This is a genomic window from Mesorhizobium sp. M2A.F.Ca.ET.039.01.1.1 (assembly GCF_003998035.1).
In the GTDB taxonomy this organism is placed as follows: Bacteria; Pseudomonadota; Alphaproteobacteria; order Rhizobiales; family Rhizobiaceae; genus Mesorhizobium.
Genome location: NZ_RZRY01000252.1, coordinates 1 through 8,389, shown reverse-complemented (window position 1 = coordinate 8,389; position 8,389 = coordinate 1). Strand labels below are relative to the sequence as shown.

General features: G+C 62.7%; 11 protein-coding genes and 1 pseudogene. 6 read left to right on the top strand and 6 right to left on the bottom strand.

Annotation, left to right across the window (positions count from 1 at the left end):
- Together EOA24_RS19335 and EOA24_RS19330 are read right to left on the bottom strand one after the other, a co-directional pair.
- Nucleotides 1-261: hypothetical protein (locus EOA24_RS19335; RefSeq protein ID WP_127409981.1), on the bottom strand; the 261-nt coding region annotated here is incomplete at its 3' end.
- Between the two features lie 226 nt (nt 262-487).
- A pseudogene (locus EOA24_RS19330) lies at nt 488-1,250 on the bottom strand (Crp/Fnr family transcriptional regulator).
- A gap of 164 nt (nt 1,251-1,414) precedes the next feature.
- Here EOA24_RS19330 and EOA24_RS19325 point away from each other — a divergent pair.
- Nucleotides 1,415-1,795 (top strand): response regulator, encoded by a 381-nt coding sequence (locus EOA24_RS19325; RefSeq protein ID WP_126080880.1) that lies wholly within the window; start codon nt 1,415-1,417, stop codon nt 1,793-1,795.
- Here EOA24_RS19325 and EOA24_RS19320 read toward each other — a convergent pair.
- The 3 genes from EOA24_RS19320 to EOA24_RS19310 form a co-directional block, all read right to left on the bottom strand.
- Nucleotides 1,732-2,778, bottom strand: coding sequence for a DMT family transporter (locus EOA24_RS19320; protein WP_126080879.1), 1,047 nt, complete (start codon nt 2,776-2,778; stop codon nt 1,732-1,734). The genes EOA24_RS19325 and EOA24_RS19320 overlap by 64 nt on opposite strands.
- A 138-nt stretch (nt 2,779-2,916) precedes the next feature.
- Nucleotides 2,917-3,468 (bottom strand): RNA polymerase sigma factor, encoded by a 552-nt coding sequence (locus EOA24_RS19315; RefSeq protein WP_027166584.1) that lies wholly within the window; start codon nt 3,466-3,468, stop codon nt 2,917-2,919.
- A 3-nt stretch (nt 3,469-3,471) separates the two neighbouring features.
- On the bottom strand, nt 3,472-3,675 hold the full coding sequence (locus tag EOA24_RS19310; RefSeq protein WP_042641626.1) for a NepR family anti-sigma factor: 204 nt from the start codon (nt 3,673-3,675) through the stop codon (nt 3,472-3,474).
- A 218-nt stretch (nt 3,676-3,893) separates the two neighbouring features.
- Between EOA24_RS19310 and EOA24_RS19305 the strand changes: the two genes are divergently transcribed.
- The 5 genes from EOA24_RS19305 (at nt 3,894) to EOA24_RS19285 (ending at nt 7,352) form a co-directional block, all read left to right on the top strand.
- Nucleotides 3,894-4,688 (top strand): response regulator, encoded by a 795-nt coding sequence (locus tag EOA24_RS19305; protein ID WP_126080878.1) that lies wholly within the window; start codon nt 3,894-3,896, stop codon nt 4,686-4,688.
- 173 nt (nt 4,689-4,861) lie between these two features.
- On the top strand, nt 4,862-5,026 hold the full coding sequence (locus tag EOA24_RS19300; protein ID WP_018429836.1) for a DUF1328 domain-containing protein: 165 nt from the start codon (nt 4,862-4,864) through the stop codon (nt 5,024-5,026).
- Nucleotides 5,027-5,181: 155 nt separating this feature from the next.
- A complete protein-coding gene (locus EOA24_RS19295) occupies nt 5,182-6,213 on the top strand; it encodes a sensor histidine kinase (RefSeq protein ID WP_126080877.1) in 1,032 nt (343 codons plus the stop codon).
- A gap of 484 nt (nt 6,214-6,697) precedes the next feature.
- Nucleotides 6,698-6,919, top strand: coding sequence for a hypothetical protein (locus EOA24_RS19290; RefSeq protein WP_245466911.1), 222 nt, complete (start codon nt 6,698-6,700; stop codon nt 6,917-6,919).
- A 187-nt stretch (nt 6,920-7,106) separates the two neighbouring features.
- Complete coding sequence (locus EOA24_RS19285; RefSeq protein WP_027166589.1) at nt 7,107-7,352, top strand: YMGG-like glycine zipper-containing protein; 246 nt, start codon at nt 7,107-7,109, stop codon at nt 7,350-7,352.
- 84 nt (nt 7,353-7,436) lie between these two features.
- Here EOA24_RS19285 and EOA24_RS19280 read toward each other — a convergent pair.
- On the bottom strand, nt 7,437-8,389 hold a 953-nt coding region (locus EOA24_RS19280), incomplete at its 5' end, for an HWE histidine kinase domain-containing protein (RefSeq protein WP_281059891.1).

Below are 8,389 nucleotides of genomic sequence, written 5' to 3'. Positions count from 1 at the left end.
CTTCTCACGGACTTTGGCGATCAGTTGTGCCTCAATGTCCTCGGCGCTTCCTCGCATGCTCTCGAACGCGGCTTCGCCTTGCGCGCGCAGCTGTTCGACGCCGTCCGCGGCGGCGCGCCGCGCGGCGCCGTAGCCGTGCTGGCCCGTCCTGGCCAGTTGCTCGGTGAGTTTCTGAATATCCGCCTTCAACTGCTCGATATCGGCTTCGAGATCGGCGGTGGTTGCTTGGTCCGTTGCGGATTTGCCTGCGGCGCTTGCCATTCTCTAACTCCTTGCGTTTGCGTTGGTTTCAACGCCCGTTCTGCACCATGGTTCCGGGTCTGGCCTCTCACAGCACCCTAGGGCGTCTTCAGATTCAGGTCAGGTCAGGCCGAGTCGAAAATGGTGGCTTCCGAGAACCGGAGCGGAGCGTACTTAAAGTACGTGAGCACCGGAAGCGCAGGAAGCTACCATTTGCAGGCCGGCCTCACCTGAATCTGAACACGTCCTAAATCAGCGGCCTGCGGTCCTCCCCCAGCCCTTCCCAGCGGGCCAGCTTCTTCAGCCCATCATAGTCGATCACTTCACAGCCACCCATCCCGCCACAGGACCAATTTGCGGTCCATCAGCTTGCGGATCGTCTTGTTGGTGTGAACAAGCGAGAGGCCAAGCGTGTCGGCGACGTGCTGTTGCGTGATCGGGATCTGCACCGGCGTCTTGCCGTTGAGGCCGGCGCCACGAGCCCGACTGGCGATGAAGGCGATAAGATAGGCGGCGCGCTCGAGCGCGGTGCGACGGCCGATGCTGAGCAGGTTCTCGTCCAGCATTCGCTCCTCGCGCGAAGCGATCCAGGTTATGTCGTAGGCAAGGCCGGAGTGATTGCGGTAGAGTTCCTGCAACTGCTCGCGTTCGAAGACGCAAAGCAGCATCGGCGACAGGGCTTCGATGGAATGCTGCATCTCGCCCATCAGGCTGCCCTGCAGGCCGATGAGGTCCCCGGGCATGGAAAAATTGAGGATCTGCCGCCGCCCGTCGGGCAACAGCTTGTAGCGGAAAGCCCAGCCCGACAGCACCGTGTAGAGATGGGCGCTGTGGCTGCCTTCGACCAGCACCGTCGCCCCCTTGTCGACGGCAAGCTCACCGCGCTTGAAGGTGTTGATGAATGACAGTTCCTGCTTGTCGAACTCGCGGAATGCAGGCAGAGGCCGCAATGGGCACTTTTCGCAACGATATTGACGGCTGGCGATCGGACGTGCGCTTTGGCTGGACATTTCGACCCCTCTTCGAAATCCCTGCCCTTGCGGGCGCAGAAAAACGCCTGAGACCGGCAGGGGTTCCGCAGGCTTCCACGCCTGTGCTTTTAGCCATGTCTTTTTTTAATGACATGCCAACACATTCCGCGCATCAGTGCGGTCCTGCCAGGAGAAACCGATAAGTGCCAGCACTGCTTGACGGACTGCGTATCCTCGTCTTGGAAGACGAGTTCCTGATCGCGATGGATGTCGAGCAGCTTTGCCGCGACCATGGCGCGGCGGAGGTGACGATCGCCCGGGAGATCGTCGAGATCGACGGGCAAGCGCTGTCCGCGCGATTCGACGCGGCGGTTGTCGACCTTATGCTCGGCGGCGTCTCGACCCTGGATTTCGCCGCCCGGCTGCGCAGCGAGGGCGTGCCGTTCGTATTCGCGTCCGGCTATTCGGATCCGGAGGAAATCCGGGGTTCGTTCCCCGACATCCGCCTGGTGACCAAGCCTTACTCGGGCGAGGATCTGATCGAAGCCGTGGCCATGGCCTGCGGCCGGGTCCCCTCGGCCTGACGCAGGGTTCGCCGAATCCGCCCTACAGGCTGCCCGTTCACCTTCGCTACGGGCTTGCGCGAACCGGGGATCCTTCCGCAGATTCCAGATGCGCCAAGCGCCCCGATGACGATCAGCACCGCACCGGCGGCAACCCCATAGGAAACATCACCGACGCCGAGCAGCGCGAGCAGGGACAACGCGGCCAACGGCGTCGCATAGGCGATTGCCGAGATCAGCGCGGTATGGCCTGTTCTGGTCGCCCGATCCCAAAGCGCGTTGGAAAGCGTCAACGGAACGATCCCTATGGCTGCGATCGCCAGCAGCTGGGATGAGGAAAGGCTGATCGGCGGCTCGAAACCGAAGTGCAAGGCCAGCGCAAGCACCGCCAGAAGTCCCATTGACGGCCCGATGACGTCCTCGGCCTCCCGACCATCCGAGCGGACCGCGGCATAGATGGCGAAGGTAAGGCCGCTCAATAATGCCAGGAACACGCCAAAAAGGTCGAAGCCGAGCGCAAAGCTGGGGCCGATCGCAACCACCGCGCCGACGAAGCCGAGGACAATGCTGCCCAGGCGCGACGGGCCGAGCCGTTCACGCCGCTTCCGGGCCATGATGAGCACCAGCATCACCGGCCACAGATAAGCGACGACATTCGCCTCCGCCGGCCCGATCCTGGGCATGGCGAAGAGATAAAGGACATTGTTGACGAGGAGGCCGACGCTGACCAGAAGGACCGTGCGGAACGGCGTGGCGACGAAGGAGGCGGTGCGCCTACGCATGAACGCCATGAAAAGCGCGGCGACAAAGCCTATGGCCGCAGCCAGCCCAAAGACCAGGAACGGAGGCGCGGGGCTCGCCAGCGTGGCCAGTGTCGGCCATGTCGCCCAGAAAAGCACGGCCCCCACGGCAAGGGCGGCCGCCCTGGCTCGCGGACCGAGCGGCCGCAGCCCGTCCAAGGGCAGTTGGAGGCGGAAGACCGATGCTGCAGATACTGTTTCCATACCGCCGAATAGAATAGAACTGCGGCCTGACCTGACAAGCAAGTCCTCGTGAATACCGAGCTCGGCGAGCCGATCACGCCCGCCGAAATGGCCGGTATCGCACTTAGGGACGCCAGGCGGCGCTCCGCGCCCCGAAAATCAGGCCGCGTTCGAGCCTGTCACTTGCGCCGAGATCGCGTCGGGTCCGAACTCGTCCTCGCCGGAAATCTTGAGGATCTCCTGCAGCCTAGTGCGCGCCCGGCTGACCCGGCTCTTGATCGTGCCGACCGCGCAGCCGCAGATTTCGGCGGCTTCCTCGTAGGAAAAGCCGGAAGCGCCGATCAGGATGATGGCTTCGCGCTGGTCCTCGGGCAGTTGCTCGAGCGCGCCGCGGAAATCCTTGAGGTCGAGCTGACCGTGCTGGGCCGGATGGACGGCAAGCCTGGCGGTCATGATGCCGTCGCTGTCCTGCACTTCGCGGCCGCGCTTGCGCATCTGCGAATAGAATTCGTTGCGCAGGATGGTGAACAGCCAGGCCTTGAGATTGGTGCCCGGCTGGAAACTCTCATGCTTGTCCCACGCCTTGACCAGCGTTTCCTGGACGAGGTCGTCGGCACGGTCGGCGTTCTGCGTCAGCGACACGGCAAAAGCACGCAGGCTCGGGATCGCACCGAGTAGCTCGGTCTTGAAGCTCTGGGATACCGCCGCCATGCCTCAGTCCTTTTTCTGGGCAGGTTCGGTCTGTTCCAGCTGGCTGAGCAACTGAGCGAAACGGTCCGGCACATGATCCGAGACCAGCTCGTCGTAATATTGCTTGAGCTTGCGGGCAATTTCGGAGTTTGCTCCAAGCGGGTTGCCATCCCCGTTCCGATGCCTGCTCTTGGCATCAGCCATCTGTTTTTTTGACATTTCTTTCATGTTAGCCCTAGTTTCCAGCACCGGAACCGCTCTTCGACTTCAAACCACAACGCAAGCGGAACCCTCGTCTGGTTGCCCAACCCGAGACCCCGAAACGCAGGCCTGCTAATTTAGTTCCATGGCTGGCGGAACTTTTTCCGGAAGCCGGCGTTGGTTTTCCAGGGGCTGGCAACAGCATGGCCTTGAACGTGCAACGTCATCTGAGGGAGACGTAAATAATGAGTTTGTCCGCAACCATCGCTCCGCATCTTCCGTTCCTGCGCCGCTTCTCGCGCGCGGTGTCCGGATCGCAGGAAAGCGGTGACGCGCTGGTCGCCGCGATGCTGGAAGCCATCATCGCCGACACTAATATCTTTCCCGAAGCCTCCAGCGACCGTATTGCGATATATAAGGTGTTTGCCAGGCTCTTCACCTCAGTTGCCATCCGCGTGCCGCAGGAGCAGGCTCAGACAGCCTGGGAGCAGCGGGCGGCCGCCAATCTGAACGCGATCGCGCCCTTGCCGAGGCAGGCTTTCCTTCTTGTCGCCGTGGAGGGTTTCAGCGAGGACGAGGCCGCGGAGGTTCTCGACGTCGACGACGACGAGTTCTCGGAGTTGCTTGCGCAGGCAAGCAGCGAGATTTCGCGACAGGTCGCGACCGATGTGCTGATCATCGAGGACGAGCCGCTGATTGCCATGGACATCGAGGAGATGGTCGAAAGCCTCGGCCACCGGGTCGTTGGCACGGCACGTACACATGCCGAGGCAGTGGCCATGTTCGGCAAGACGCGGCCGAAAATGGTACTGGCCGACATACAGCTCGCCGACGGCAGCTCTGGCATCGAGGCCGTCAACGAGATCTTGTCGTCGACACCGGTGCCGGTGATCTTCATCACCGCCTTCCCGGAACGCCTGCTGACCGGCGAACGCCCTGAGCCGGCCTTCCTGGTCACCAAGCCTTTCAATCCCGACATGGTCAAGGCTCTGATCAGCCAGGCCCTGTTCTTCGACCGGCAGGCCAAGGCCGCCGCCTGATCCGCTCCGAATGCTGGACCGTTTTGAGCGTCAGCGGGGCCTTCGCGCCTCGCATGACGCTCATCAGTTTGCGATCTGAAAAGTCCCTTCAAAGGGGATCGTCTTTTTCAGCAAATGGTGGAACAAACGGCACCGACCCACGTTCTTTTCCCGACATAACAAGGAGACGCATCATGCTGTACTGGGCGCTCGTATTTCTCGTAGTTGCGATCATCGCCGGCGCGCTTGGGTTCGGCGGCATCGCCGGCACGTCGGCGGGCATCGCGCAAATCCTGTTCTTCATCTTCCTCGCCTTCCTGGTGATTTCGCTCATCGCGGGCCTCTTCAGGAGAGCCTGACGCGACACTGGAAGCCGCACCCCTCAAACGGTTTCCAGCCACCGCCGGGCGGCGTCTCGAAAGAGCGCCGTCCGGCGGACCGTTTTGGAGAGCCTGCGGCGTCGGAACCAGTTGCGGATTGAAACCGTTCAAGGACCGAGTGCGGGGATGTTCCGATGCCTCCCGAGGATCCCACCAAGGACAGGACTGAAAGGCGTGACGGCGAGGTGATCGCGATGCATCCCGCCGAAAGCGGGATGCAGGTGGGGCGAGCCTTGCTTCATGCCCTGCACAATGCCGGAATCTCGGTTCTTTATCAGGATCGGCAGATGAAAACAGTCTGGGCGCGCAACATGGGCGCGCCGTGGGCCTCCGAAACCGCCGACGGCAAGGACCAGCTTTCGCCGACGCAGGCCGAACGTATAAGCGCCGTCAAGCTCAAGGTGATCGAATCCGGCAACGCCGACCAGCTCGAGCTCAGCATTCCAGGAAGCCAGGGCGTCCGTTGGTTCCAGCTTTGGGTCGATGCCGACCGCGGCGACGCCGGCGAAGTCCTCGGCGTCGTCACTACCATGGTGGAAACGACGGAGCAGAAACGTCGCGAGCAGACGCTGAAGGCATTGCTGCGCGAAGTCAGTCACCGATCGAAAAACCTCCTGGCCATCATCCAGAGCATCGCCACACAGACAGGACGCTACGCGGAGACGCTCGGTGAGTTCCTGGCGCGGTTTCGCGGCCGGCTGCAATCGCTCGCGTCCTCGCAGGATCTGGTCACATCCTCCAACTGGCGGGGAGCGGCGCTGCAGGAACTCGTATCCGGCCAGGTCGGCCGCTACAGCGCCGATCTGGCCCGGAGCCTGCGGTTCGCGGGCGACAATCCCTATCTTAACCCCAATGCCGCCCTGCATATCGGCTTGGCGATGCACGAATTGGCTGTGAACTCGGTGAGCTACGGCGCGCTGTCGCGAGCTGACGGCCATGTCGAAGTGAGCGCAAGGCTTGAACCCGAAAGCGGAAGCTCGCCCAGCCTTTTGCTGACCTGGACGGAGGCGGTCGGCGACGCGCCGCGCAATGAGAAGCGCTTCGGCAGCGTGGCGCTGGAGCGCGTCGTGCCGATGTCGCTGAACGGCTCCGCGACGCTCGAAATCGGCAAGGACCGTATGGAATACCGCCTCACCGTCCCGCATGGAAATTTCGAGACGGATTGATTGCGCCCTATGGCGCCAGGCTTCGCAGGCGAAGGCGCTTAACCCCCCCTGTTCACCATAAAGTCCGATCCTGAGTCGCCGGCTGGCGATGCGCCGGAAACCCATCCGCGCCTCCCGGCGCGCGATCTGGGAGACTGAAAAGATTGTTGCCGATATGAACAAGCTGGAGCAGGCCGCCTGTCTCGATGAGCGGCTTCCAGGAGGCCGAGCCTCAGCCGGCGCCGCGATCATCCCGTCTTTCGCTCCGGCTTGGCGCGGTCGCGCTTCTCGCCGCCGTGGCCCTGACTGCCGTCTGGCAATTGTTCTGATCCCTGCATGCGGCAGCTGGCATGTCGACCAAAGCTGCGCGGCGGCTTTGGGTAAACGTCCATAAGGAACAGGACTTGTTGCGCGTCGTCTGATTCCCTTCGACACTACGCTTTGAACCCGGCCCCGGAACTTTCGCTCGCCGAGAATCGTTGTTTGCGGCGAGAGGTTTGGAGCCATGGAACACATCGCCGCACTGCTCTTCGTCGTCGGTTGCTCGAGCACAATGACCGATTGTCGCGAGCTCCAGGTGCCAGTCAGCGTCTTCGAGACCGAGCAGGCCTGTACGGCCGAACGGCCCTTCGCCCTCGGCGACCTGCAGGGCCAGGCCCCGCACATCGTCGGCAAGTGCCTTACCGTCGATCCGGCCCTGGAAGATGATTACGATCAGATCGCCTAGAACGTGCGGCCCGACGGCACGCTGGTCGCGTCTTTGGAGGTTTCCGGCATGCTTGTCGCGTCGAACAGCGCGCGCCCCGAAAAAGACTATCTTAAACAACAGTAAGAAGGGCAGGCAAAGCCCTTTTTTCATGCTAAATGGCGGCTGGCACTGCCGAAAAGTGAGGACAAAAGTGAGGAGCATTTCAATGCGGAAGATGATTATTGCCATGGTTGCCGTTGTCGCTGTCAGCGGCTGCACCACGACCGAGCAGGATGTCGTGGGCGGTGGCCTGATTGGCGCCGGCGTGGGTGGCCTGGTCGGCGGCGGCAAGGGTGCGCTGATCGGCGCGGCGGTCGGTGCCGGGTCGGGCCTCCTGGTTCGTAACCTGCGCAACGGCTATTGCCAGTACCGCGATCATCGCGGCCGGATCTACACGGCTCGCTGCAACTGATACCGGAAAGGGACCGGAGGCCGAGGGCCGGCCTCTGGTTCCGACCCGCTGATTCGTACACCATTGCGGGGCCATTTTGGCCGCTCACTCCGCCAGCGGTATCCTGATTTCCACCTTCAATCCGTCGTCCCGATAGTCGCGCGCGATCGTGCCGCGCAACTCGCGCGTGACATTGAGGTCTATCAGCTTGGTGCCGAAGCCGGTCTTTGCCGGCGCCTCTAGTTTCTTCTGACCCGCTTCGCGCCAATTCAGGGTAAGCGTCCGCTCGCGGCCGCGCCCTTTCACGTTCCAGTCGACCTTGAGGGCGCCCACCGAGTTGCCGGCCTCGCCATATTTCAGCGCGTTGGTGGCGAGTTCGTGGAAGGTCAGCCCAAGTGCCTGAGTCGTCGTCTCGTCGAGCAGCACTTGCGGCCCGGACAGCACACCTTCAGGGAGGTCTTTGCCGAATACCTGCCCGAGCTCGATACGCAGCAGATCGCCGAGATCGGCCTTCTGCCAGCGCGAGCGGGTGAGCATATCCTGCGACGCAGCCATGGCCTGGAGGCGCGCCGAGAACGATGCCGAGAACTCCTTGACGTCGGTGGCTTGCGAGGCCGTCTGCCGCGCGATCGCCAGCACGCGGGTGATCGAATTCTTGATGCGGTGCTTCATCTCCTGCAGGATCAGGTCCTTTTCCAGCAGGCTCTTTTCCGTCGCCTCGTGCAGCGCCGATTTGGCGTCATAGGCACGCTCCTGATAACGCGCCACCAGGGCGATGGCCCCTGCAAGCAGCAGGCCGAACAGCCCAAGCATAACCGGAATGGCGCGCGAGGATGGTAGCTCGAAGGCGCTTGTCGGCCTAAACAGCAGCGTCCAGGGCCGGCCGGCAACAACGATATCGCGGCGCGCCAGAAGCTTCGCCCCGATGCGTTCCGCCGGCGGCGCTTCCGACCGGAACAAAAGATTGCCGGCCTCGGGCTTGCCGTCATAGACCTCGACATTGACGGGCAGCAGCGGCGCGCGGCTGAGCGCGACCTGGAACAGGTCCTGCGCGCGGA

Bases quoted from the DNA above. Each gene is read 5' to 3' on its own strand.
- EOA24_RS19320 (WP_126080879.1), bottom strand. From the start codon at position 2,778: ATGGAAACAGTATCTGCAGCATCGGTCTTCCGCCTCCAACTGCCCTTG.
- EOA24_RS19315 (WP_027166584.1), bottom strand. From the start codon at position 3,468: ATGGCGGCGGTATCCCAGAGCTTCAAGACCGAGCTACTCGGTGCGATC.
- EOA24_RS19310 (WP_042641626.1), bottom strand. From the start codon at position 3,675: ATGAAAGAAATGTCAAAAAAACAGATGGCTGATGCCAAGAGCAGGCAT.
- EOA24_RS19305 (WP_126080878.1), top strand. From the start codon at position 3,894: ATGAGTTTGTCCGCAACCATCGCTCCGCATCTTCCGTTCCTGCGCCGC.
- EOA24_RS19300 (WP_018429836.1), top strand. From the start codon at position 4,862: ATGCTGTACTGGGCGCTCGTATTTCTCGTAGTTGCGATCATCGCCGGC.
- EOA24_RS19295 (WP_126080877.1), top strand. From the start codon at position 5,182: ATGCCTCCCGAGGATCCCACCAAGGACAGGACTGAAAGGCGTGACGGC.
- EOA24_RS19290 (WP_245466911.1), top strand. From the start codon at position 6,698: ATGGAACACATCGCCGCACTGCTCTTCGTCGTCGGTTGCTCGAGCACA.
- EOA24_RS19285 (WP_027166589.1), top strand. From the start codon at position 7,107: ATGCGGAAGATGATTATTGCCATGGTTGCCGTTGTCGCTGTCAGCGGC.